The organism is Arthrobacter sp. Leaf141 (assembly GCF_001424565.1).
Classification (GTDB): Bacteria; Actinomycetota; Actinomycetes; order Actinomycetales; family Micrococcaceae; genus Arthrobacter.
On record NZ_LMOL01000009.1, the window covers coordinates 537 to 25,872 of the forward strand.

Sequence of the window (25,336 nt, forward strand, 5' to 3'; positions counted from 1 at the left end):
TTCGCCGTCCATAACCCCAGCATAGGGAGGGGGTACGACAAATTCCGACGGGACGGGGGCTATGTGCATAACCACCAGAAATCGAGCATTTTGCGTCTGTTCCAGTCCAGCAGGGCTGGTCCGCATGGTGAGTGTTTCAGGATGGCAACCACTGCTTACTATTGCGCCCCTCACTGGTGACGGCCACCAAAGCCGCAGCCGCCGTCGTCCGCTCACGGGCAGCCGTTTTGGGGTTGCGCCCCTGACTCCGGTAACCTATTCAGGTTGGTGACGTGTCCGAGCGGCCGAAGGTGCAACACTCGAAATGTTGTTTGGTGTAAAAGCCAACGTGGGTTCAAATCCCACCGTCACCGCCAGTGAGCAAGGCCCTGATTCCTTTACAAACAGTGGGAATCAGGGCCTTTCTCTATAGCGGGGGTCAGGCAAGGAATCCGGGCTAAGGTACCGTCACTTGCGTTTGTTGCGAGCCAAGCCGGCAAGGGCCGCCAGGCCAATCAGCACGCAGAGCGCCCCCAGAAAGCCGCCGAAACCTCTACCCATCGGCCCGGCGATCAGGACTAGCCCAAGGCTGAGGCCGGCCGCACCTCCGCCCAGCCGCCAGGCATTTATGGCTCTTGCATCCGCCACCCGGGTCGAAACCCCATATTTACGGGGCACTCCCCTGGACTTCGGCGGGTCCGGATTTGTGCGCGCGGGTCCGTCGACGACCCGCCCGGCCTGGTCAATCCAAAACCCGGGCCCTACCTCCGGGCAGTGCGCATGCACTGCGTCACTAACGGTCGCGAAGTCAGCCGGTTGGCCCCGGTACATTATCTGGGAAGCCGCATGTCGAAATCCACTTGTCCGGATGTCCGGACGGCATCGTAGCGAATCAGCCGCACCGGCCGCCGCAGCCACCTTGACGGCTCAATCACAGCCGTGGCACGTACAGCAACGACGATTTCCGCAGGTTCAGGCACGGGACGATTCCTCCACGACGGTCAGCGGCACTTACGAGAGCTTGACGAGGAACTGGTTGTAATCGGCAGCGTTGAAGTTGGCCACGATCATGCTCGACGGGTTCGCGTGCTCGACGGGCATTTGGAGGATCACTTTGTCGGTTACAGAGAAGCCCTTCTCGGCAGGAGGCGCAGTCGACTCGCCCTTGGGCAAGGTGGATACGTTGTTAAAAGTGGTCCCGTATTCGTCATCAGTACCGAAGGTCCCGTCCCAGTTCTTGTTCACCACGGAGAACTGTGTTCCACCCTTTTCGGGCTTTGTACCGTTGTACTTCCAGGTTGCCGTGAACGTCACCCAGGTGTTGCCCGGATCCGGCGCCACCTTGGAGGCAATGCTGTCCATGGCCTTGATCTCGGCGTTCGCATCGAGATTGACGCTGTCGATGACCAAGGACCAGTCGCCGTCGGTCATTTCTTCACCGATACTGTATGGGTTTGCCAGTGTCCCCTCCTTATCGCCCTTTGGCCAAACCGGTTCAGGCGTGGGGGCGGCTGCAGGCGCCGTGGCCGGTTCGGCTGCCGGCGTTTCCTTGGCGGGGGACGCGCACGCGGAAAACGTAAGCAGTGCCGCCAAAGCGAGTGCACCGCCCGCAAAAGTGCGGCGGAAGGAAGTAGAGCGGGTTTCTTTTACACGTTGCATGGTCTTTACACTATTCGATTTACAAACCGTCCGGGGGTCCCTACCCCACCGGCACGGGCGAAGCATCTCGGCATTGGTCGATCCAACGCCTGACGGTAGAGGCAGTGATTACCTGCCGACCCGGCGTCAAACAACGTCGATGATCCACAAAGTTTTGCAGCACTTAGTCAGCAAGCTACCCATCGCTAATTCCTCAGCAGAAGAAATTTTGGTCGATTTTCGCCGCGTCTCAGAAGTATCCCCGTCGCTCACTGCACAGCCTCCCCATCTCCTGATCGAAAAGCTTCCCGCATGGAACTTTTATGCTTTGAACGGCATCCCCTAAGTGTGCTCCATACGTTGCGCGACTGTGCGTCATCCGTGCCGGACCTGATGACATTCCGGAAGCTCCAGTGGCTGGGATTGAGCTGCGCAAGCCGACTGACCAATTCCCCAATTGCCAATAGAGACTGCTCCTACACAGACGGGAAGGCGCACGAACCTAGTCGACCAACCTATATTTCTGGGCAGTAGGAATGGCTTGCTGAATGTCCCGCAAAATCACACGCGAGTACCATCCGATTTCGAATTCGTACATACTTCCGACTTTGAATGAAGCCGTTATTGCATCTTTATTGTTAAATGTCACTCCGTTGAACACTGATATTTTTCCACAGTCCGTCGTTTCAACCAGGATTCCCGCGCTTGAGGCCGACCCTCTGGATCCACCAGAATTTGTGTTGGGTTTGACCGAAGTAACCTCACAGCGAACACTCTCAATTCCAACGGACTCCCAAAGCGGCATAAGCAGTACAAAGAGACCAGCTAGGAGTACCAGCCCGCCGGCCAGACTCCAGTACCATTTCAACGTCGGCCTTCTGGCGGGCCCATCCGGATCAAATTTCGTCTTAGAAGTCATTAATCCTGCAAATAGTAGCAATCATTGGGACACGACTAATCGAGGCTTCCGCTTGTGCCAATTGGGGAGGCCTCGAACAGTTTCGTTTGCAAGCTCACCAGCACACCGGACCATATGCCGCGAAGGAGTGAGTCATCCAACTGCGATTTGCGGGACTCCCTGGTTGACGGTTCAAACTGTCTTTTTATTTCACCGATTGTGCCGTCCCAGCTCAGTCATCAATGACTGAGCAAACCATTAACTCTGGTATCCACCAGCCACAAGAATCGCATTAGCCATAGTCCACTGAACCAAAATGCAAATTAAAAGAAAAACTACTGCGAGTACGTATCCCCGGATCCGGCCTGCTTTAGTTCGCGGATTCTTATCCGGCCTGCTTACCGCCCGCCATATACCGAAAATTGGTACTAAAACAGGAGCCATTGCAATTTGCATCGGGATACCATTGCCGCTTCGATTGTATTTTCCGTCATACGGCATACGCGTTTCCCAAGGTACATTCATAAAAACAAAAACAGCTATTCCAAGACACGCTAAAATGGCACAAATGCACATGAGACTCAGATTGGTGGCATCTTTCTTAGTGACTTTGAGCTGGTCCGCACTGAAATTACTTCCATCAAAAGCGTCCGCAATACCGGAACCTTTATTTCCACTCACCACGGGCTCGCTCCAGTTCCTTGATTGACCACTTCGCCGCTGACAAACTTCACGCTTTCAACGATAGCTCCCACGTGGGCGCCCCCATACGCAGAAAGACTGTGCGTCATCCAACTCGGATTGGGAGCCATTTCTGAAGCTCCTGGGAAGTGGGATGTGGCCGCGCCGGCGGTACCGTCAAATAGCATCTCCGCAAGGCCGTAGTCCTCACCCGTTATAACGTTATCCAAGGCACCCCCGGCAATGGAGCCACCAGAAGCCACCGCATATTGAACCAGGTGCGACTCAAGTCGCTGAGTAATAGGCCCGGCCAGATATCCCGCTTGGGAACTCACGGCGCCACTGACGAAGCCGTTCGTAGCCGCCCCGCCGACACCTGCCAACGACCATTCATCACGGGGATTAGTGACAAAGTACATTCCAGTGTTTCCCAGGCCACCCGAAACGCCGTTGGTGGCTGCGGCCCGGACCATCTGCTGACCCGGCAGTTGGGACACGTAGCCTCCGGCGGTTGAGCTGACCCGGGAAATACCTGATGTCACTGCAGTTCCAACCCGAGTCCCCGCACTGGCAACAGCAGTTCCTGCCCTGCTCGCACCGGACGCCATGGCCGAACCAACCCTCGTACCGACGGCCGAGACCGCAGAACCGGCCCTGCCGGCATTAACCAGCGCCGCTGAACCCGCACGTCCCAGGGCCGGCAGCACACGGGTACTCAAAGCTGTCCCCACGCGGCCGACACCCGATGCCACAGCACTGCTGACTTTGCCAGCCAACGGACCGGCAACGATTCCAACGGCACCCGTCAAAGCGACTTGACCCCAATTCACGGAACCCGTGGTCGCCTTCTGGATAATCGTGTCGGCGCCCGCCCCAATCAGTGCCATGCCCACAGGTCCACCCACGCCAGTAGCCATCAGCACGCCACCGGCAATCACCATGGCGCCGCCGGCGAAATACTCCCAGTTATCGGCCATAAAGTCCCCGGCAGCCGCCATCGCCCCGCGGGTGGAACTGTCGTAAGCCTTAAGCTCATCGTCCGTCAACGGCCTGAGCCCCGTGGGGTCCGTCGTGTTCAGGGGATTGTTGCCCGCATACGCGTAAGGATTCCCATCCCACCCGGCACCAAGCACCGGAGCCAACGGATCAGTCGAAAGGAACCCACGGCTCGCCGGATCATAGGCCCGGGCGCCAAGCCACTCCAGCCCGGCAATATCCACCCCGCCGCTACCGGTCAGCGTCACCCCCGCAGGCAGCGCACCCGCAAGGCCGCCCGCCACACCGCCAGGAGCGGGGTCCACGACCGTCGGAGCACCAACAACAGCCCACGGATCAGCCTGATCCGTGGGCCGCGCAGCCCGCCACCCCGGAGCAGCCCATGCCTCCCCCACACCCGTCACACCGCCCGGCAGCGAAAGAACCTGCCCGCCACCGATCCCAGCCAGCGCAGGGACGGAGTTGGCCGTATCCCACCACAACTCACAACGGTCGACGGCGGCAAGCTCACCCAGCGCGTCAACCCACAACGAGTGCCGCGACACCTCAGCCCCGTCACGGTCCCGGACCACAGAACCACTCAGCAGCCCGGTGGAACCCCACGCGTATTCGGTCCAGGAACCATCCGGACCAATCAAACGCGTCCGCCGGCCCAAACCATCATGGACATACTCGGTCCGGGACCCGTCAGGTTCCGTCACGGACAGCAACTGCCCAGCAGCGTCATAACCATAAATCCGGGATCCACCCGGGACGGTTTCACGCAGAAGCCGCCCACCGTCGTCGTACTCCCACGCCAAAACCTCAGCGGGTGACTCAGGTTTTCCGGCACGGGTGGTGGCGGCGGAGACCATCTGCCCGGCGCCGTCGTACCCGTACCGGGTGACCGCACCGGACCGCGTCAGTCCCGTGATCCTGCCATCACCATCGCGGCCGATCATCGTCACATCAGGGGCACCGTCACCCGACCGGTCACGCCTGATGTGCTCGGACAGCGCACCGTTGCGGTAGGCCCACTCCTGCACCAGGTCCCCTGCCGTTGCGGAATTCATCCGGCCCGCAGCGTCGTAGCTGAAGGACGCCTCCCCCAGCAACGGATTACCAACAGCCGTGATCTGCCCGGCAGCATCACGGGCGTACGTTGTGGTGGTCCCGTAGGCGTCGGTGAAGCTGGTCCGGTGCCCGTCAGCATCGTATTCCCAGGACAGGCCCTGGGAACCACGGGTCCGGGAGGTCAGCCGCCCGCACCGGTCAAAGCCAAGCTCATGCTCGACGGCGAGCCCGTCCGGTCCGGTGTAATCGGTAATTACAGCGCGGCGCCGCAACAGGTCGCGGCTGATGGTGGAGATCAGCTTCCCGTCCACCGAGGTGCTGGCTTCACGGCCCGCGGCGTCGTAGGTCCACGTGGTGGTGTGGCCCTCCGCATCCGTTTGCGAGAGCTGCCTGCCGGCAGGGTCGTACGTGGCCGTGGCCACGCGGCCCAGCGGGTCCGTTACCGAATCGACAAGGTCCGTGACCGTGTAGGTCCTGGTGGTCACCCCACCCAACGGGTCGGTGATCCGGACCAGCCTGCCGCGGACGTCGTACTCGAACAGGGTCCGCCCGCCCACGCCGTTTACGGACTCAGTAAGCTCACCGGCGACGTTGTATTTGAACCTGCGGGTGCCGTACCAGGTGTCCTGTGAGAAGGTGAGCCGCCCGCAGGAGTCGTAGCCATAACGGGAAAGCCCCTGGCCCGGGGTGCGCCGCGCAATCAGCCGCCCGCCGGCGTCGTACTCAAAACTCTCCACCTCGCCCGTGGGCAGGGTCCGGGAACTGATCCGCTGGTCCTCGTCGTAGGCCAACTCCGTGACCGCGCCGAGCGGGTCGGTGGTGCGCCAGGGACGGCCGCAGCCATCGTATTCGTACCGGGTGACGGCGCCACCGGGTGAGGTGACCGAGGTGACCTTGCCGGCGATGTCCCGGCCCAGGACCGTCAGCCCACCGTTACCGTCCACCAGCTCCACCGGGTTGCCGGCGGCGTCGTACGTGACCAGCTCCGCTGAACCGTCAGCGGCTTCCAATTTGGTGGGCCGGCCGAACTCGTCAAAGCGGATGGTGGCGGCGCCAAAGGCCTCCGTCAGGGTCGCGGTGCCCGCTTTGCGGTCCGTGGCCGCGTCGGTGCGGACACCTGTCGGGTCCACCACCGCGGTCAGCGCGCCGACCTTGTCATACTCCCGGGTCCAGTCGTGTCCGGCCGGATCGGTAACTCCTGTCAGCCGGGAAAGCGCGTCATGCGTGAAACCCCAGGATGCGCCGTCGGGCAACACCGCTGTGGTGACGTTCCCCAGTTCATCAAAAACCCGCTCAACAGTCCGGCCCAGGGGGTCTATGGTGCGGATCAGTTCACCGTTCGCGGCGTACTCCAGTTCGGTCCGGCCGCCATCCGGGGCCACGGACGCCGTGACACGCCCGGCGGGATCATGCTCGAAGGCCCACACGGCCCCGTCCGGGTCCTCCCGACGGACCAGCACGCCGGCATCGTTGTAGCTGAAACGGGTTTCGGCGCCCGAAGGGGTTACCGCCTTCACCGGCCGCCCCGCCTGGTCCCGGACGATCCGGGCAACATCGCCCGCCGCGTTGCGGGTGGCCACCAAGTCCCCGAAGGAGTCGTACTCAAACCCGACCCGGACCCCAACCGGGTCGGTGACCTGCGCCAGCTGCCCGTCCTGCCACTCCAGTTCGGTGCGGCCGCCCAAAGGATCCAGGACCACTGCAGGATCCCGGGACAGCTCATCAGCGTACTCGTAGGACACCACAGCGCCCGAGGCAGTCACCAACGTGGAGATCCGGTCCCGGTCATCCCAGCCGTAGGTCAGGTCCGCGCCTTCCGCCGTGACGGTGCGGGTCTTGCGGCCCCGGTCGTCATACGCGTGCACCGTCACTGCGCCGTCGCGCTCGGTGAACGACACCAGGTTTCCGTGCGCGTCGTACGCCATCGACTGGCGCTGGTCATGGGAATCCAGCACCCCCACCAGGCGGCCCTTCGCATCCGCAATCCAGGAGTTGGAGCGGGTACCGTCCTCATCCGAGACCACAGTGACCCGGCCCGGCAGGTACGCAAAACGGACGCGGCGCCCGTGCTGGGTGACCTGCAGGACCACCCGGCCGGAGGCATCGTACGTGTTTTCCGCTTCCAGGACACCGGCGGCGGAATAGACGGCATCGATCAGGCCGGCCTCGTTCCACCGGTACGTCCTGGTGCCGGTCTCCGTGCCCACGCTGACCAAACGGCCATGGGCGTCGTATCCGTATTCGACCCGGCGGCCATCAGAACCACGCACGACGGCGGCGCGTCCCGCCGCGTAGTCAACTTCGAGGAAGCGGCCCCGCACGTGGTCAAGCCTGGTCACCGGGCCGGTGCCGGCGCCGTCGGCCGGTTCTTCCCGATGGACCGAAACAGTCCGGCCCGGCCCGGAACCAGTGCCCAGCCATGTGCCGGCAAGGCTGTGTGCCCACCAGGTGCCCTGGTTATCGCGGACCACCAGAAGTTCGGAGGTGCCCGCAGGCACGGAGCCCAACTCCGCAAAGGCTGCAGCTGCGGCGGGCTCGGTGGTGAGCCAGTAGTTCTCCCCCACACCCCGGCTCCACCCGGCGCCCTCGCGGGGGAAATCCACGGCGCGGCCATCAGCCATCACCCAACGGCAACCCTCATTGGACAGCGCCAGGTGCTGGTCCAGGACAGAGGCCCACCCGGGGCCAAACACCCCGTCCCGCTCCAGGCCGGAGCCAAGCGAGTTGTACATCCTGGCCAGCGCCAGGTTCGACGACGCACCGGCAAACGCCAGATCCGACTCCGGCTCGATGAAGTTGCCGGTGGCGGTGTTCACGGGATCGTTGGCGTACCCGCTGGTGGGCATGGCGCCGGCCGCTGTGGGCGGGTCGATCGCCAGCGAGGAACGCGTGGCGCTGACCCCGGCAGCGGCCAGGGCCTCGTTCACTGCCGCATCCGACACGGTGGAAACGGCACCCTCGCCGCCCGCGGCCGCAAAAGCATCCGCCACCGTGGTGGCCCAGATGGCATCGTTTTCATTGGCCTGCAGGTACCGGCGGTAGGCGCTGATCACGCCGGAGGCGTCGATGGAGCCCCAATAGCAGGCGGACGCGAAGGAAGACATCTGCCCGTCCAGTGAGCCCGGCTCTGCTGCCAGCGAATCGTCCAGGCCCCTGGACCCGGCAGCGAAGGAGCGCAGGTCCTCGGGCTTGGCCGAGGAGGTGCCACCGCCGTAGCCGCCGCCAGGAGCCGGGTTGTCCCGGGAGCCCAGATTCGCGGACGCTGAGCCGAAGGTAGGCGCCGGGCCGGGGTCGGCGTTGGGCCGTTCCTCCTCGCCAAAAAGCCAGTCACGGGCCTGTTCAAAACCGTTACGGTCGTTGTGTTCCCGGACCCATTCATTGTTCCGCCGCCGGCGGTCGTCTTCGTCGCGTGCGGCGTCGATCATCTGTCCCACGTAGCCGGCGACGGTCCGCATGGCCGCAGCCAAGGCTTCCGCGTCCCCGGCCGCCGTTGTGGCGTTTGCCGCGAACAGCTCCGAGAAGTGACCCCTGAACTCAGCTTTTGCCGTGGATACATACGAGGCCCGCGATCCGGCCTGCCCCTCAACCCGCGACGCCGCAGATTCGAAAACCGACTGCACACCTTCGGCCACGGCGTAGCTGAACCGCCCGCCGTTGGACGCATCCGACGCCGGCAACAGCGGCACCTCAACGAATTCGGTCACAACCAACGCCCCCCACTGAGCCAGAACAGAAACAATAATCATTGACAGGACAGAAAACGCTGACCTGCCCGGGACACATCACCAGGCAGCGAAAGCGGTCCCCTAAACCCAAAAACCGGACCAGGACAACCCAGGACCGGACTACAGCAAACCAAAAATCACACGGGACCGGCGCAACGGCCGGGCGGAGATCCCATTCAGTGGAACCCCGGCCCGGCCATCACGCCCGAATTTGCAGGCTAAGCCCCGCCGCCGGCTGAGAAGATGTCCTGGGAGATCTTCTCCAGCTGCCCCCGCAGCTGCTCCAGCTCTTCCTTGGCCTTATCCAGGGCGGCCTTCGTCTCCGGCCAGGTTGACCCGCGGAATTGCGCGGCGAGCGGACCGTCCCAGATGTTCGGGTCGGACAGAACCCGGCCCTGCGCATCCAGCGCGGAAATCTGGTCCGTGAAACCGCCATTGATGATCGACTGGACCTGCCCGATGGCAGCCTTCGCTTGCTCAGTAGACAACACACGCGACATAAGAAATTTTCCTCCCCAAAAAAATTAACCAGGACATCGCCAGCCACAAAGGCCAGCGACCAGACAGCATGACGCTACCAATTCAAGCCAATAAATCCAACAAAAGAACAAACAAATGTTGCAGGTCATGACGGCAGTAGGCTGAGCACGCAGCCGGCGGATCCCAGATTAGTCCATTCGCAAGCGCAACCCCGTATATCCTTCTTGTTGGCACCGTGAACGATTGAGGGGACAATCATGCCCAGATGGACCAATACTGACCAGCGAAACAGGGAACGGCGCATGGCGCCGGGCCGGACGTTGGGGGCACTGCTTGTCACCTTGGGGCTCATTGCCACAGCGTCCTGCACACCGCCGCCCGAACCGGAACCGGTAGCCAACCCGGTCAAGCTCCTGCAAAGCGTCCGCGTGGGCCTTTCCGCGGCGGCAGGGGTGCAAACGATTGAGGGCACCACCATTTCGGTGTCCGCAGCCGGCGACTCGTCCGCGGCGGACACAACGTACAAGGCTGCCGACGTGGTGGGCGAACTGCCGGTCCGCGTCAGCCTGCAGTACCGGGCCGGCGAGAAATCCGGTTCCGACCTTTCCGAGCTGCAGGGACACACCGGTCCCGTGGAGATCAACCTGACGTTGGAAAACCTCACGGTCAAGCCCCGGCAGGTCCAGTACGACGCAGCGGGCCAGGCCCGCACCGATACCGCGTTGGTGGGGGCGCCGCTGACCATCGCGGCCGCCACGAAGCTCGCAGGAGTGCGGGCCGACGACGTCACTGCAGGGTCCGCGGACGGGGCGTCCGGTACCAACGGCGTTCTGAGCAGCACCGGGGATGGTGCCACAGTGGTCCAGTGGGCCACCGTACTGGCACCGCCGCGGTCCGGCGCCAGCACCACACTGCGCCTGGTGGCTGATGTCCGGGATTTCCAGGTCCCCACCTTCGATGTTGCGGTTCAGCCGGGCCTCAACACCGACCTCAGCGCGGACGGCGTCCTTGCCGGCGCTTTCTCCTCCGGGACCGGCTCCGAGCTTGAGCTGCAGCGCCGCACCATCTCGCTGGTCTCGGACGTCAACACGGTCCTGACCAAGGCCGGCTCCACCATCACCGACGTCCGCCGGAACCTCCAGGTGACCTCCCAGACCCTGGGTGCCAAGACCGCCGGCGAACTGAGCACCAACTCCAAAGCCCTGGCCGACACCATGGTGGACCTCAAGGGACAGCTGCAGCGGCTCGGCACCGACCTGGAGTCCGCCACCAAATCAACGCAGTCCACCACCTCGGCACAACTGAAGGTGACGGTAGCCGCCGTCGACGCAATGCTGGGCGACACCACGACGGTACCGCCAACAACACCCATCACGGGCGAGGGCTGCACTGCCGATGTCGCCAAATCCGGCTCGTCCGCCACGGTCTATTCCAGCATCCAGACCATGGCCTCCCAGCTGGATGCCTACGCCAAGGTCAGCACGGACTGCCGGGACCTGGTGGCCGGGGCCATCAAGGCAACGATGGGCCCGGAGAACCCCACCATCGAAGACTGCGCCGAACAGGGTTCCATGACCTGCTCGCTGCTGGGCTCCGCCATCACCGTAACCGGCGCCCTCCTGGGCCTGGTGGCCAAGGGTGATGAGCTGGTGGCCGGACTGCAGCCGCAACTGGTGGAGAACGCCATCAAGGACCAGGCAGCGTCCACGGCCACCCTCAAAGAAGTCCGCGCCAAGGTCACCGCCGTCCTGGCCGGGGCCACCACCCCGCAGGATTACAAGGCGGCCCTCAAAACCGTGGACAACGAACTGAAGGCCGCCCGTAAGTCCGTGACTGCCACGCTGGACGCAACAGGAACGGCCCGCGGCAAAGTCAATGCCCTGCGCGACAAGCTGGTGGCCATCAGCGAAACCGCCGCGGACGCCCGCAGCGAATACGCGGACGGAACGTTGCTTGAGGGCTCCATGAGCCTCCAGGTCCAGCAGCTTGCCGATCAACTGTGCGAGATGGCTGACGGCAACTTCCCCCGCGGCGGCCGGCTTGCCGCCGGACAGGTGGAACGCCTGCGCTCCTACCTGACGGACGTTCCGTGTAAAACCGAGGACGAAAAAATCGTACCGGGGAAGATCGGGCTGCCGGACGGCTTCGAGGCGCCGCTTGATGCGCGGTTGGAAGACCAGTCCGATGCGTGGGACGAAGTCCTGACCGCTACGGACACCTCGTCTGTGGACGCCGAAATCGGCCAGGCTTTCACCGCCATTGAGGAGGCAGCCGCCGGCACCAACGCCGGGCTGGACGCCGTCGAAATGGCTGTGCAGGCGCTCGACGGCGCCGCCACGGGAGGCGTCGACGGAACCAGGGAAGACCTCGAGTCCCTCGCCAAAGCCTTCGACGAAGCGATCGGCTCCTCGGCGCAGGTGGGTACAACGCTGGGAAAGCTGAAGGAACAGCAGGACGGGCTTGGCGACAAGATCACCAAGTCGTTCGGTGACACCTTCAAAAGCACCACCGCACAGGTTCAGAAGCTGGTGGACGAACAGGTCCGCCAGGTCGCTGAAATCGGCGACGCCGGCTCCACCTCTGTGGTGACGGCCTTCAACCGCTCCATTGCCGGGCTGAAAACCACCTCTGACGAAGTGGTCAAGGATGCCGGGGCCACGGTGGACAAGCAGCGCGGGGAACTGCAGGAACAGGAGTCAGCGCTTGCGGCTTCGCTGGCCAAAGGCACCGAAGATTCGCTGGAACGCATCGCCTCCAGCACGTCCGGTTCCACCCGCGACGTTGAAGGTGCCAGCGCATTGCTGTCCTCCAGCCTCAACAGGGTCATGCTGGACCTCGGCGACAGGTCGGTGAACGGTTCGGGCCTCCTGGGCTCAATGGCCACCAGCGCCGCCAAAGCGGACACCGCTGACTACCAGCTGGCGTTGGCTTCCCAGAACGCCGAAGGCTACGCCAACATCCGGTCCCGGGACGTGGCAGGGCTCCTGCTGCGCCAGGCCCAGTTCAAAGCCTCCCTCACCGCGGTGGACGAACTGCCGCCGTTCCACTTGGAAGTTCCTGCCGGCGCCACGTCGCAAACCCTCTACACCCTGAAGATCGGCGGCACCGCATGAGTTCGCGCAGCAGGCTCATTACCCTGATAGCCGCCGGCGCCGCTGTGGTTGTGGTGGCCGCCGTCGTCCTGTCCCTGGTGCTGACCCGACCCAAGGAAACCCCGCTGCCTGACCCGGTAGCTGCGACGGTTCCCGTTGCGTTACAGGCCGATGGACTGCCCAAGGACGCCTCTGTGGGCGTCATCCTCACCCTGGGCCAGTCCGGCGAGCCCGGGTCGGAATACAACCGGGCAGCCCAGGGTGCAGTGGTGGCTGCACAGCGTTTTGCGCAGGGCGGCACTCCGGTGGCCCTCCGGGCCGAGAATGACAGGGGCACGGAGGACGGCGCCCGCGCCGCAGTCCAGGCCCTGTCCGGGCAGGGGGTGTCCGGCGTCGTGATCACCAGCACCGGGCCGCAGGCCCAGGCCGCGGCGCAGAAAGCTGCGGAGCTTGGCCTCCCGGCAATCCTGCCCTACACCGAACCGTCCGCCGCCGCGCCCACCACCTGGACCACCGGACCCACGGCAACCGCCGTGGACACTGCCCTGCAAAGCGCGCTGGCGGGAAAAACCAGGGTGCTGATCGTCGCGGACGGCGCGGCTGCCCCGGCATCGGTCCGGAGCGTGCAGGCACTGAACCTTGAAAACTTTGCTGACGTCGCGGAGCTTGCCCAGGAAGCCGCCGTCCAGACCGGCGACCAGTTCCGGCCGCTGGCCGAAGACGCCCCGGAAGGCACCGAACCGGTCAGGGTCGCCGAACCGGCAGACGCCCTGGTGGTCTCCGCGGCAACCCCGCAGCGCCTGGCCCGCCTGGTCCAGGCCCTGCAATCCCGCGACGTATCCGTCCCGATGATCCTGCCCGCCGGCGCCGCCACACCCGCATTCGCCACTACCCTCGCGGAATTGGACGGCACCGCCTCAGGCCAACTCGTCACCGTTACCCCCGCTGCAGGCGACGCCACGGCCCTGCAACAGGACGCCCAGGGCCGGGGCATGTCCGCGTTCCTGTCCGCCGTCCGCCTGGCGGCCGGCAACACAACCGTCACCAATTTGACCGGAGATGCCCCCTTCTCCGCCGATGCGTGGGCAGCAGACGCCCGCAGCCACGACGCCGTTGTCGCCCTTGTCCGGGCCGCGGCCCTGGCCGGAAGCAGTGAGCCCGCCAAGGTTGGGGCGGCCCTGGGCACTCTGTCCTTTGGACCCGGTGAGGGCCTGGCTGGCCCGGCCCTCGACTTCTCCCGCCCCGCAGCCTTGACGGCACCGGCGGTTCCCGCCTACGCCTCCGCCCAGGACCTGGGGCTCCGGCCACCGGACGAGGCAGCGCCGCGCGTTGTCTGGGTACCCGCCCCCGCGGGTTCCTGACCCACCTGCCCTGACCCGCCCGGCGCGGACCGCCACCACCTGACTACGGAAGGACCGCCCCGATGCGTGTGCTGATCGACCTGGACGAACGCCGCTTTGAATGCGAGGTGGCCCGCGCCGCAGCGGCCACCACACTGACAGACCTCGTGGCGGCCGCAGGCGGACCCCACCTGGCTCCGGACGAGGCGGTGTACGTCAACGAGGCGGAGGTGCGCGGTTCAACTCCGGTGTCCGAACTGGTCCTCCTCGAAGGCAGCCGCATCTCCCGCAGGCCCTGGCAGGTCCCGCACCGGGTGCCCGGCTGGAGCGTGACGCTGGCCGGCGGGCAGCGCACCGGCGGGGTGGTTGACGTGCCCCAGGGCCGCGAGATGCTGATTGGCCGTTCGCCGCAGGCGGACCTGACCCTGCCAACCGAGAGCGCTTCCTGGGACCACTGCCGGCTGCGCCGGGAGGACGACGGGTTGCGGGTGCTCGACGGCGGATCCACCAACGGGACGCTGGTGAACGGGGAGCGTGTGGGCGAAGCCGGCGTCCTGGTCACGGGAACAGCCACCATCACCGCCGGCGGGACGGTACTCCTGTTGCGCCCTGCGCTGGAGGAATCACCGGCTCCCGCGCCCGGCAGCCTGCACAACCTCACACCGGCCGCCACGGCACCGTTTAACCGGCCACCCCGCCCCGGCCGCGCGCCCGCCGGGGACCCGCTGGTTCCGCCGAGCCGCAAAGACGTACCGCCCGCCGGCAAGTTCAGTGTCATCACGGTCCTGGCCCCGCTGGTAATGGCGGCCGCGATGGTGCTGATCCTGCGGGACATGCGGTTCGCCATGTTCGCGATGCTCAGCCCGGTCATGGCCGTAGGCATGTGGTTCGAGCAAAAACGCCGCTATGCCCGCAACCTTAAGGAGGAGGACGCCCGCTTCGCAGGTGCCCTCGAGGAATTCGAAGAACAGATCCGGCAGGCCGCCGCGGAGGAAACCGCCCGGCGCCACAGGATGATCCCCGATCCGGCCACCGTGGTACGCCGTCCGGCGCTGCCCGCCACGTCCCTGTGGCAGCGCCGCGCGGACGCCGACGACTTCCTGGCCCTGCACGCCGGCACCGGCGATGTTCCCTGGCGGCCTGAACTGGACCGCTCCGCGAGCACCCGCCTCGACAACGAGGTCAAGGACTCCCTGGCGGCAGCGCGGCTGCAGGCAGCACCGGTACTGGTGGACCTGACCGACGCCGGTGTGGTGGGCATGGTGGGCCCGCGCGAGGGCACCCTGGCCCTGGCCCGTTCCCTGGTGGCCCAGGCGGCCGTGCATGTGGGCCCCGCGGACCTGACCATCGGCGTCTTCTGCGACGCCGGCCGCGCGGACGAGTGGGAATGGGCCTCGTGGCTGCCCCACACCCGCCAGACCGGCAGCAGCACCGGCGAACGGTGGATGTCAGCGCACCGGGAGACTGGCGTTGCTATGCTGCGCTCGTTGAAGGACAGCGTGGCGGAACTGCCCACTCCCGCGCTCCTGGTGGTGCTGGACTCAGAAGTCCTCACCGAAGGCAGGGACGCCCCCGCCCGGGCGCTGCTGGGCATGGGCCGCTCTGCCCCGGGCGGCTACGTCAACCCGCAGCAGCGCCCTCCGCGGGTGGCGGGCATTGTCATCGCCACGTCCGAAGAGCAGCTGCCGGCCTCGTGCACCACCATCATCAGGGTCGGCGCGGACGCGGCGGCGACCGTGGAACAGCCGGAGGACCTGACCCGGGTGGAGGATGTCATCCTGGCCGGCCTCGACGAGGAGGAAGCGCTCAGCTGCGCCATGCGCGTGGCGCACTTCGACGACCCCGAACTGAGCGTCCCCGGCGCCTCCCTCCCCCCGCTGGTCCGGCTTCCGGAACTGCTGGACTACGACCGCCCGGATGCTGCCACCATCAGCCGGCTCTGGCAGGCGGCCACCGGAATTTCGACGCCGATCGGCACCGGCGAGAACGGGATCCTCACCCTGGACCTGGTCAAGGACGGCCCGCACGGCCTGGTGGGCGGCACCACCGGATCCGGCAAGTCCGAGTTCCTCCGCTCGCTGGTGGCGGGCCTCGCCGCCCGCAACGATCCCACCCGGCTGAACTTCATCCTGGTCGACTTCAAGGGCGGGGCCGCCTTCAAGGCCTGTGAACGGCTCCCGCACACCATCGGCACCATCTCCAACCTGGATGAGCAGCTCGCCGACCGCGCCCTGCGTGCGCTGGAAGCCGAAATGGAACGCCGCCAGCGGGTGTTCGCCGCAGCCGGAGAGGGCGTCGACAACCTGTCCGCCTACCTCGCCACCAACCCAGCCGAGCCCATGCCCCGGCTGCTGCTGGTGATTGACGAGTTCGCCATGCTCGCCAAGGACTTCCCCGACGTGCTTAAGGCCCTGGTCAGTGTGGGCGCCGTGGGCCGCACCCTGGGTGTGCACATGATCCTTGCTACGCAGCGCCCCGCAGGCGTGGTCAGCGACGACATCCTGGCCAACACCAACCTCCGGGTAGCGCTGCGGGTCCAGAGCCGAGAGGACTCCAACAACGTGATCGGCGTGCCGGCCGCCTCGGCGATCGGGCGCGCCCAGATGGGCCGGGCCTTCGTGAAGCTGGGCCAGGACGACATCACCCCCGTGCAGACGGCCCTGGTGACGGGGCAGGCGCTGGTGGGCGGCGGACCCGCAGTGGACGTGCGGGAAGTGCGCCGGTTCGGCGTTCCCGCCCCGTCGGCAGCGCCGGCCCGCTCCGCCGCCTCTGACGAGAACGACCTGGACCTCCTGATTGATGCCGTGGTGCAGGCCAACACCGAGGCCGGCTACGCGGCGCCGCGCCAGGTGTGGCCGGAAGCGCTGGGCGAACGCGTGGAACTGGCAGGCTTCCTGGCCCGGCCGGATGCCGGCACTTCCGCGGAGCCGGCATCGGGCGGGCCCTCGCCGGACGGGACAGTTGCGGACGGGACAGTTGCGGACGGGACAGCGGCGGAAGCGACGGCGGCGCAACCGTTGGCAGCCGCCCTGCCCCAGGTGGGTTCAGTCCAGGGAAACACCGTGCTGGTCACCGTGGTGGATGAACCCGACCTGCAGCGCCAGTCGCCGTCGGGCTGGGACATGTCCGTGGGCAACCTGATGCTGATGGGGGTGGCCGGATCCGGCACCAGCACCACGCTGGCTTCGATCGCCCTGGCCCTGGCCAAGGACACCGATCCCGCCAGCCTTGACCTGATGATCCTCGACATGGGCTCCCGCGAACTTGAGCCGCTGAAGGACCTGCCGCATACGGTGGCCTATGTGGGGACCGGCGCCGGCGCCAAGGAACAGCAGGCCCGCTTCCTCCGGCACCTGAACACCGAGCTGGAAAACCGGCGCGCAAACCCGGACAGGGGCCGGCGCACCGTGGTGCTGCTGGATGGACTGGCCTCGCTCCGGGACGAGTTCCAGGACTTTGAAGGCCAGCAGATGATGGCCCTGTTGTACCGCGCCTACGCCGACGGACCGGCGCTGGGCCTCTCCTTCGCGGTGTCCACCACCCGGGCCAAGGCCGTGCCTTCAGCCATGAACGAGGTGACCCTGCAAAAGTGGCTCTTCCGCCTCGCTGACACGTACGACTACTCTTCACTCGGTGTCCGCGGCAAGGAGATCCCGGCCCCGCTGCCCGGGCGCTGCGTGGACCCCCGCACCGCGCTGCAGATGCACGTGGCCACTCCCGGCATCGGGATGGCGGCGGCCGTAGAGCAGGTGCGGCAGGGCTGGGCGCAGGCACCGGCCAAGGCACCCGCCATCCGGCGCCTGCCCTCCAACGTCACGCTGCAGGAACTGGCCGTGGAACCCCGCCTCGACGCAGAACCCTGGCTGGTGCCGGTGGGACTGCAGGAAGCGGACCTGTCCCCCGCGTTCCTGGAGATCTACGAAGGTGAGCACGCACTGGTGGCCGGGCCCGCACGGTCCGGGAAGTCAACGCTGCTGCTGGCCCTGGCCGGGGCCGTCCGGGGCAAGCCGACGTCCCGCGGCCCAGCGCAGGTCTGGGCCATCTGCGACCGGCGCTCACCCCTGGCCCTGGCCGGCGCCGGCCTGGACCGGGTGGCGGTGGGCGCCGACGAGGTGCCGGCGCTGCTGGCCTCCCTGCGGCTGGAACGCGGAACGGTGTTCCTGCTGATCGACGACGCCGAACGCTTCGACGACGGCGACCAGTCCATCGCCGGGGTGGTGGCCTCCGGGCAGCCGGGGCTGTGCATCATCGCCTCCGGCAGGGCGGCGGACCTCCGCAGCCTGTACAGCCACTGGTCCAAGACCGTACGGAAGTCCCGGTTGGGCGTCCTGTTGCAGCCGGACGTCAATTACGACGGCGAGTTGCTGGGTGCGGTGGTGCCGCGGAAGGCTCCCGTGGCGTTGACTGCCGGGCGCGGCTACCTGAGCGTAGGGGGCCAGATGGCGCTCATCCAGTCGATGAGCGTCGACGGCTGATACGGGCGGCGCCGGCGATGCAGCGGCGGCGCCTACGATGGCAGGGTGGCCGGAACGGTGGCCCTGGGGAACCGGATCGACAGCGTTGGGGAGTACGGAATGCAATTCGCACAAACGGGTGAGGCACTGGGGGCCTCCTACCGCTTCGGCGAACGGGTGGGCTCAGGTGCCGTAGGCGAGGTTTGGACCATCACCGCCGCGGACGGCCGCACACTGGCCGCCAAGGTCCTGCGCCCCGAGCATGCCGATGATCCCTCCCTGGTGGAGCGGTTTGTCCGGGAACGGTCTGTGCTGCTGGGCCTGCAGGACCCGCACATCGTGACCGTGCGCGATATGGTGGTGGAGGGCCAGCGGCTGGCCATCGTGATGGACTACGTCCCCGGCGGCTCGCTGCGGGACGCCGTGAAGGCGGCAGGAACGCTTGGCCCCGCCGATGCCCTTAACGTCACCGCCGAGATCTTCGACGCCCTGGCCGCCGCGCATGCACGCGGCGTGACCCACCGCGACATCAAACCGGACAACGTGCTCCTGGCCCGGCCCTGGGCCGAGCGTGAACAGGGCGATGTCCGGGTTTCCGACTTCGGCATCTCCGATGTTGTGGGCGAGCGGATCCGGCAGACCACCGGCCTGATCGGCACACCCCAGTACATGCCGCCGGAGCTCATCAGCCAGGGCAGGTCCGGCCCAGCCGGCGACGTGTATTCCACCGGGGTCCTGCTGTACGAACTCCTGGCTGGCCGCACGCCGTTTGCCGGGCCCGGGACGGATTTCAGCGTGGCCTACCGCCACGTTTCCTCCCGCCCGCCGCGGATTCCGGTGGCCGACGCCGTCTGGGAGGTCCTGGACAGCCTGTTGTCCAAGGACCCGGCCCAGCGGCCCACCGCCAGGGAGGCGGCCTCGACCCTCCGGCGGCTGGCGCCGGGACTTGCCGGCGCCAGCCCGCTGGACCGCACCGGCGCACCCGAGGACTTCGCCGACGTCGAACGTCCCGCCACGGTGGTGCGCGGCGCCTTTACCGACGACGAGCTGGCGGCGTTTGCCGCCGCCCCGGCCGTGGAAGGTGAGGTTCCCGAACTCGGCGAGGCAGGCAGCGCCACAATCGTCCGCTCGATGCCCCGCCGGGACGTCCGGGCCCCCGCTGAGCAGGCACCGGCAGCCGAGGCCGGCACCCCGTTCTGGCGCACCCGAAAGGCGCTGATCCTCGGCGGAAGCGCTGCTGTCCTGCTGGTGGGCATGGTGGTGGGGTTTGTGGTGCTGGCCCCGGCTGCGCAGGAGGCGGCGCCGGCCGTCGCGGGCCAGTCCCTGTCGGCGCAGCTGCAGGACCCGGCGCTGCCAACCGGGCTGACCATCTCACGGTCAGCAGCCTTCGAACCCGCCACCGGAGAGGTCCGCCTGACGGTTTCCTACGCGGCGCAGAAAGCGCCACTGTCCGGCGACTTCCTCGAGGTCATTCCGGGCCTGGCCGGCAGCAGCACCTGCCCGGCAGCCACCTGGGAAGGCGGGTCTGTCAGCCGGAACCAGGCCTCGATCACGGGCCTGGACGTCAGCTGCGGCTGGAAGGTCTCGGGACTGGACATTCCCGCCGGCGGCTCCAAGCAGGTGACCGCCAAGGTGCCGGTGGCTCCGGCGGACCAGCAGGCGCTCGATGCGTGGCTCCGCAGCGGCTCCGAGGGGACCCGCGACGCCACCGCGGATCCTGCGGTCAAAGGCACCGCCTATCCCGTCCAGCGGCTGCAGGGCGTGGAGGTCCGCACCCCCGCCCGTGTGGTAACGCCCAGCCCCCTGACCATCACGGTGGTGCCCGTGTGGGCGGGCGGGGCCGACGAACTCAACCCGCTCTACGTCAGCCCCGCGTCGGGCCGCCCGTCCCAGATGCTTGATGCCGTGGCAGCCGGTGAGAAGGGGGTGCGTTTCTCCGACGGCTGCGGCGGCGCACTGGCAGTGGACAGCTCCGGCCTCACCGTAACGGCCCTGCAGATCACGCCCCAGTGCACTGTGCGCGCCACGGTTGGCAACTTCACCGACCTGCAGTCACAGGCTTTTGGCATCACGTCGCGCGAAAGCTCCGGCAACTGACACGAAGGCGCCGGAGCGTGGGCCCGTTGCGGGCCACCCCGGGTCAGCACAAGCAGCAGCCGGGTCAGCCCTTCGGCGTCACCTGCAGCCGGTCAAAGGCCACCACGGCGCCGGCCGTATCAAGCACCACCAAGTCGTCGCGGCCATTGCCCACGCCCGCGGGCAGGATGAACTCCAGCGTATTGGCCATGGTGGGGAACAGCCAGCCGATCCGGTCTGCCTTCTTGTTCAGGTACACGTAGTACCACTGGCCGTCCTCCAATCCCTGCAGCACCACTTTCTCCCCCGGTGCGTACTTGGCCCCGATCTGCAGGTCGATGGGCGACGCAGCGCTTGCCAGCTTCAGCGTCCCGGCAGCCGGCTCGGAAACCGGTTTAGCCGGTTGACGATTGAGCACCAGCGCTTCTCCGGTCACCGTTAGTGCTGCAGGCTGCAAACCGTTGTCCGCCGTGGCCTCGAAGGACACCGGCGCCAGGGTGCCTGCCGCCACATCGGCGGCTGTCAGGCGGTATTCGCGGGCAGCAGACACGGATTCGCCAACGGCGAGCGCCGCCGTTGTGATCCCCGCGGCATCTGCGGCCAGGCCGGTCAGCGGCACGTTGCCCGCGTTCCCCACCGTGTACGTGTAGGTGACAAGGTCCCCGGCGCTGGCGTACCGGTCGCCGTCGGAATCTGCCCATGCCGCGGTGACCGTGCCGTCGAGCCTGGCCTCGCGGACCTTCAGATCCACCTCGCCGCCGTCGACCGTGTAGGTTTTGGCCGTCTGCCCTGCGGCGCTGACCTCCCAAACCGTGGCCGGCGTGAAGTAGCCTTGTTCGGCCTCAGCGGCGGTCACCGTGTGGCGCGGCGTGGCGCAGGTGTACGACTGTCCGGCCGGCAGCACGGAGTAGCGGCAGTTACCGGCCCCTTCGGGCAGGAATGGGCTGAAGTTACCGCTGGTGGGAACCACTTTGGTCACCAGCGGGCTGGTGTTGGACACCGCAAACGAATACGGCACCTGGCTGCCCGCAGCGTATGGCTGGGTTGCCAGGTCGCGCCCGACGTCGGCCCTGGCACCCCTGATATCGGCGCTCACCAGGCCGTCGCGCAGGGCAATCGCGGCGCCCGCGAAGGACACCGTCCGGGTCAGCGACGGGGTGGCACTGGCCGTGACATTAAAACCCGCCGTGGGGACGAAGTAGCCGCGCTCCACGTCTGCCGCCGTGACCACGTGCCTGGCCGTGGCGCACGTATAGGAGGCCCCGGCTGCCAGGTTGTTGTACCGGCAGTTGGGGGCTGACGGCGGCAGGAACCCCGAGTCGAACGTCCCGGACACCGGCACAGCGTTCGCCGTCACAGTGGAGGTGCTTTTGACCGTCAGGGTGTAGGTGATGGTCTCCCCCACGGCATAGGGATTGGCCTGCACGTCCCTGCCCGGAGCCGTTCCGCTGATGGCCAGCCCCACCTGGGCATTGACGGGAGCCGTGGCCGCAAACGTCGACTGCGATACCCGGCCATCCGCCGTCGTGAACGCAGCGTTGAGGTTCTGCACGCCGCTGGCGCCCGCCGGGGCGGTCAGTGCCACGTTGACGGTGGCCGAAGCTCCGGGCGCGACGGCGGGGACCGGTACGGTGGTTGCCGACCAGCCGACGGGCGTGTAGACAGTCGCCGTTGCACCGGTCAGCGTGGCCGCCTCTTGATTGGTGACGGTGACTGGCACCTGGGTGGTTGCCCCACCGGCCACGGCAGTGCCCGGGACGGCCAGCGGTGCGCAGGCGTAGTTCAGCCAGGCATCGTTGAAGGACGCGAACTGCATGTTGTCCGTGTAGTTGCCCTCGTAGAGCAGGCCGAATGCGCCGTCCTGCAACCGGCTGATGGTCGAGTAAGCCGAGAATCCTGAACGCACGGTCCGCACGCCCGGCCAGGTTGCACCGTCATCGCAGGACACCCGCACCGAAACGTTTTCGCGGGCTGTCCTGGAATTCGAGTTGGTGAACACGAGCTTTTTGGCGTCCGCGGAACCCTGCGCGGCGTTAGGGAACATCCTCGCGATGGACCCGTTGTTGGCCGGGTCCGGCAGTTCCGTGTCCTGGCTGACCGGCCCGTACGTTGCGCCGCCGTCAGTGGACACCGCCACCTTGCGGTATCCCTGGTTGGCATTGTCGCGGGAGTTCAGCAGGACGCGGCCATCGGAGAGTTCCACGGTCTTGTTTTCGTCCATCCGGTCGCCCACGTTGGCGCCCTTCTGCCACGTGAGGCCGTGGTCGTCCGAGTAGACGCTGTAGGCCTGGATTTTGTTGCCGCCATCTGCCTGCCGGATGTCGCCGGCGTATTGCTGGATCAGCCGGCCCTTGTGGGCACCGTACTTGAGCTGGATGCCCTCACCCGAGGATGCGAAGTTGGACCGGACGTCACCCGCCACGGGGCTCGTTTTGCTGGTGCCGGGCTTGGTTACGTTGGTGATGAGCCGCGGCTGGCTCCATGTCACGCCGCCATCAGCGGATTCGATCACGGCTGACGAGATGACATTGCGGTCAGCATCGCTGTTGCCGAACTGGCTCCCGCCGAAGCCCTGGTCCTTGGAATAGACGAAGAAAGCGAAGACCTTGCCTGCCTCGGCATCGAAAATGTAGGAGGGGTCGCTGTAACCGTACTTCGGGCTGCTTGCATCGCCCGGCTGGCCTGCGGCGATGGTCTGCAACGGCCCCCAGGTGGCGCCGCCGTCCGTGCTGCGGCGCTGCACAATCGAGTTGGCGTTGGGAGCATCAGCGGCACTGCCCGGGCGGCCGTCCCACGCTGCAAGGACCACGTTGTTGCCAAGGTACGTCAGGGCCGGAATGCGGTAGAAGAAGTTGGCCGCCGTGCGATCGGCGCCGAGGTTCTGTTCCGCGAAGCTGCCCGGTGGGGTGGCTGGGTTGGGCGAAGGGATGGGTGCGGCATTGGCTGGAAGGACGCTTGCGGCCAGCAACGCCAGCCCGGCGGCGCCGGCGCCGAGGGTCCGCGCCGCGCCTCGAAGTTTTGGTCTTTGGTTTTTCATACCGTGGTCCTCTCGTCTGCGACGGTGAGATCGGGAAGGCGTGTGTTGTAGCTCATACATACAACGTCCTACAACATACGTTGGAAGTCAGCGCCTGGCTAGCCCCTACCGCCCCCGCACCCCACTCCCTAGGATGAAGGTATGACATCCCATCTCCAACCCATCCGTGAGCAGGTACTGGCAACCCGTGGCGTCGGCGGCTACCGGCAGTACCGCATTCCCGCCTTGGCCGTCACACGGACCGGCACCCTGCTGGCCGCCTACGACGGTCGGCCCAACCTTGACGACCTGCCCAACCCGATCGACCTGCTGCTGCGACGCAGCTCCGACAGCGGACAGACCTGGACCGACCAGCAGGTGGTCCGTTCCGGCGTCGGACTGCAGGGATTCGGCGACCCCAGCCTGCTGGTGGACAGCCACACCGGGCGGATCTTTATGTTCCACGCCGCCGGTACGCACGCAGGCTTCTTCGAAGCGGTGGAAGGACTCGAGCCGGACGATGCAGTCCAGCACGCCGACCTCAGCTTCTCCGACGATGACGGCCGCACCTGGCGGCACCGCAGGATCACCGACCAACTTAAAGTCCCGGGCGTCACCGGCCTTTTCGCCGCCGCCGGTCAAGGCATCCAGATCCACACCGGCCCCTTCACCGGCCGCCTGGTGCAGCAGTTTGTCCTTTTGGTGACCGGCCAGATCATGGCGGCCTCGGCCTACAGCGACGACCATGGCGACTCATGGACCCTGGGGGCGCTTCTGGGACCGGGGCCGCATGGGATCAATCCCAACGAAAACAAAGTGGTGGCTTTGCACGATGGGCGCCTCCTCCTGCACTCCCGGGCCACTCCGGCCCGGCTCGCCGCGCACTCGGACGACGGCGGGGCCTCCTGGAGCGATCTGGCTCCGGTCCCGGACCTCCCGGACCCCAGCGACAACGGTTCCCTGGCACGGTTCGACGGGTTGCCGGCGGTGACCGGGCATGCCAGGCAGGAAACCGATGGCTGGCTGCTGGCCACGAACAACAACGACACCCTGCTCCGGCGGAACACCACCCTCAGCCTCTCCACGGACAACGGCGCGACGTGGCCCCGGAAGCTGGTCCTGTGCCCCGGCAGCTCCGCCTATTCCACCGCCTGCCGGCTGCCGGACGGCAGTGTTGGCGTGCTGTATGAGCGCCAGGGGTACCGCGACATTGTTTTTGCGTCAGTGCCGACAGCAAACCTGCTGGCCGCGCAACCGTCAGCAGAGCCCCCGGAACGCAACGGCAGCCTCGGCTTCGAGATGGAGCTGCGCTCCATTACCCCGGGCAGGCCGGCAGACTGGCAGGACGTTGGCGAGTCGCACGCACTCCCGGCCAACGATGCCGGCTGGGACGCCCATACCTGGAAAGAGATCGGCCACGGATATGGCGCCCAGCAGATCCTCGGCAGCAGGGAAGCCCAGGACCTGAATTACGGCCCCATCAGCGCGGGCTACAAAGCGGGTGATATCTTCGCCTTCACCGGGCGGGCCAGCAACAACGGCCCGGCACCCGCAGCACTGGTAACACTCCACGGGCCCGGCGCCGACGCCTTCGAACCCACGGACCTCAAGACCGGCCACGAAGCCCGTTTTTTCACCCCCACCTACACCGTCACGGAAGCCGACGTGGCAGCGGGAACGGCCACTGTCACTTATGTGCTGACGGCCACAGTGGGAGCAGGACGCGTCCGGACAGGCAAGGAGTTTGCCTGCAACACCAGCACCGGTGAGATCCTCGAGCGCCTGCTGGACGATGACAGCCTGCGGCAGGCTCCGCAACAGGGCGCAAACCCGGCGCCCCTTGACGAACCCCTGTGATGGCCCTTACAGTTTTCTTACGAGCTCGGACATCCTACATCCGATAAACCC

11 protein-coding genes and 1 tRNA gene are annotated in these 25,336 nt (G+C 66.4%); 7 read left to right on the top strand and 5 right to left on the bottom strand.

Translation table 11 applies throughout. The annotated features are described in order from the left end of the window. Positions 1 to 266: 266 nt before the first annotated feature. Positions 267 to 356, top strand: a tRNA-Ser gene (locus ASF72_RS08660). Between the two features lie 634 nt (positions 357 to 990). On the opposite strand, the gene ASF72_RS20320 is transcribed toward ASF72_RS08660, so the two are convergent. Then, complete coding sequence (locus ASF72_RS20320; protein ID WP_157370944.1) at positions 991 to 1,638, bottom strand: hypothetical protein; 648 nt, start codon at positions 1,636 to 1,638, stop codon at positions 991 to 993. A gap of 73 nt (positions 1,639 to 1,711) precedes the next feature. Between ASF72_RS20320 and ASF72_RS20325 the strand changes: the two genes are divergently transcribed. Continuing rightward, on the top strand, positions 1,712 to 1,963 hold the full coding sequence (locus ASF72_RS20325; RefSeq protein WP_157370945.1) for a hypothetical protein: 252 nt from the start codon (positions 1,712 to 1,714) through the stop codon (positions 1,961 to 1,963). An 810-nt stretch (positions 1,964 to 2,773) separates the two neighbouring features. Here ASF72_RS20325 and ASF72_RS20330 read toward each other — a convergent pair. The 3 genes from ASF72_RS20330 to ASF72_RS08675 form a co-directional block, all read right to left on the bottom strand. Next, positions 2,774 to 3,199 carry a hypothetical protein gene (locus tag ASF72_RS20330; protein WP_157370946.1) on the bottom strand — a complete coding sequence of 142 codons (426 nt, stop codon included), beginning with the start codon at positions 3,197 to 3,199 and terminating at the stop codon, positions 2,774 to 2,776. Beyond that, the gene (locus tag ASF72_RS08670) at positions 3,193 to 8,949 is read right to left on the bottom strand and encodes a DUF6531 domain-containing protein (RefSeq protein WP_162242797.1); all 5,757 of its coding nucleotides are present in this window, start codon (positions 8,947 to 8,949) and stop codon (positions 3,193 to 3,195) included. The genes ASF72_RS20330 and ASF72_RS08670 overlap by 7 nt, the downstream gene beginning before the upstream one ends. Positions 8,950 to 9,188: 239 nt before the next feature. After that, a complete protein-coding gene (locus ASF72_RS08675) occupies positions 9,189 to 9,461 on the bottom strand; it encodes a pyrophosphorylase (protein WP_231686007.1) in 273 nt (90 codons plus the stop codon). Between the two features lie 246 nt (positions 9,462 to 9,707). On the opposite strand from ASF72_RS08675, the gene ASF72_RS08680 reads away from it, so the two are divergent. The 4 genes from ASF72_RS08680 (at position 9,708) to ASF72_RS08695 (ending at position 20,433) form a co-directional block, all read left to right on the top strand. Continuing rightward, a complete protein-coding gene (locus ASF72_RS08680) occupies positions 9,708 to 12,563 on the top strand; it encodes a hypothetical protein (protein WP_056598080.1) in 2,856 nt (951 codons plus the stop codon). Further along, the gene (locus ASF72_RS08685) at positions 12,560 to 13,903 is read left to right on the top strand and encodes a hypothetical protein (protein WP_056598082.1); all 1,344 of its coding nucleotides are present in this window, start codon (positions 12,560 to 12,562) and stop codon (positions 13,901 to 13,903) included. Before ASF72_RS08680 ends, ASF72_RS08685 begins: the two co-directional genes overlap by 4 nt. 62 nt (positions 13,904 to 13,965) lie before the next feature. Beyond that, complete coding sequence (locus ASF72_RS08690; RefSeq protein ID WP_056598084.1) at positions 13,966 to 18,357, top strand: FtsK/SpoIIIE domain-containing protein; 4,392 nt, start codon at positions 13,966 to 13,968, stop codon at positions 18,355 to 18,357. 99 nt (positions 18,358 to 18,456) lie between these two features. After that, positions 18,457 to 20,433: a serine/threonine-protein kinase gene (locus tag ASF72_RS08695; RefSeq protein ID WP_056598138.1), complete on the top strand. Its 1,977-nt coding sequence runs from the start codon at positions 18,457 to 18,459 to the stop codon at positions 20,431 to 20,433. A 64-nt stretch (positions 20,434 to 20,497) separates the two neighbouring features. Here the strand turns inward: ASF72_RS08695 and ASF72_RS08700 are convergent, their stop codons facing one another. Further along, the gene (locus ASF72_RS08700; RefSeq protein ID WP_056598086.1) at positions 20,498 to 23,449 is read right to left on the bottom strand and encodes an exo-alpha-sialidase; all 2,952 of its coding nucleotides are present in this window, start codon (positions 23,447 to 23,449) and stop codon (positions 20,498 to 20,500) included. Between the two features lie 141 nt (positions 23,450 to 23,590). On the opposite strand from ASF72_RS08700, the gene ASF72_RS08705 reads away from it, so the two are divergent. Beyond that, positions 23,591 to 25,285, top strand: coding sequence for a sialidase family protein (locus ASF72_RS08705; RefSeq protein WP_082484169.1), 1,695 nt, complete (start codon positions 23,591 to 23,593; stop codon positions 25,283 to 25,285). Positions 25,286 to 25,336: the final 51 nt, after the last annotated feature.

Coding starts and splice junctions, on each gene's coding strand:
- ASF72_RS08705 (WP_082484169.1), top strand. CDS start 23,591: ATGACATCCCATCTCCAACCCATCCGTGAGCAGGTACTGGCAACCCGT.
- ASF72_RS20320 (WP_157370944.1), bottom strand. CDS start 1,638: ATGCAACGTGTAAAAGAAACCCGCTCTACTTCCTTCCGCCGCACTTTT.
- ASF72_RS08690 (WP_056598084.1), top strand. CDS start 13,966: ATGCGTGTGCTGATCGACCTGGACGAACGCCGCTTTGAATGCGAGGTG.
- ASF72_RS08695 (WP_056598138.1), top strand. CDS start 18,457: ATGCAATTCGCACAAACGGGTGAGGCACTGGGGGCCTCCTACCGCTTC.
- ASF72_RS08680 (WP_056598080.1), top strand. CDS start 9,708: ATGCCCAGATGGACCAATACTGACCAGCGAAACAGGGAACGGCGCATG.
- ASF72_RS08700 (WP_056598086.1), bottom strand. CDS start 23,449: ATGAAAAACCAAAGACCAAAACTTCGAGGCGCGGCGCGGACCCTCGGC.
- ASF72_RS08685 (WP_056598082.1), top strand. CDS start 12,560: ATGAGTTCGCGCAGCAGGCTCATTACCCTGATAGCCGCCGGCGCCGCT.